The sequence below is a fragment of the Actinotalea soli genome (genome assembly GCF_017565425.1).
GTDB classification, from domain to species: Bacteria; Actinomycetota; Actinomycetes; order Actinomycetales; family Cellulomonadaceae; genus Actinotalea; species Actinotalea soli.
The window spans coordinates 1-310 of record NZ_JAGEMK010000025.1; the positions used below are offsets into that span (position 1 = coordinate 1).

Annotated in this window: 1 protein-coding gene; it reads right to left on the minus strand. The window is 55.5% G+C overall.

Annotated features, from left to right (window positions below):
• Positions 1-310 (minus strand): hypothetical protein (locus tag J4G33_RS16890; RefSeq protein ID WP_208057170.1); only part of this gene is annotated, 310 nt, incomplete at both ends.

The following is a 310-nucleotide window of genomic DNA, read 5'->3' on the forward strand; positions in this document are numbered from 1 at the left end:
ATCATTACCTGAAGCGAAGCTCACCAGCCGGCCCTCGTTGTGGCTGGTTGGTCCTATGAACTTCTCGCACTGGCTTTGATCGTTGCGCAGAAGGCCTAGCACACTGGTATGGCCGTCGGATCCTGTGTATTCGATTTGGTAATTGGGGCCGAGACGGACCTGATTGCCGTCGGTGTCTAGCACGGCATCTCCCTGCTGCTGGCAGAGAGCAGCTTCCGACATGATTAGGGTTCCAGAGAGGAGGAGGAAGGTGAGGACATAAGCATGTGTTGCCATGGTGAAGCTGCTGAGATGGTTGCTCTTGCTGGTG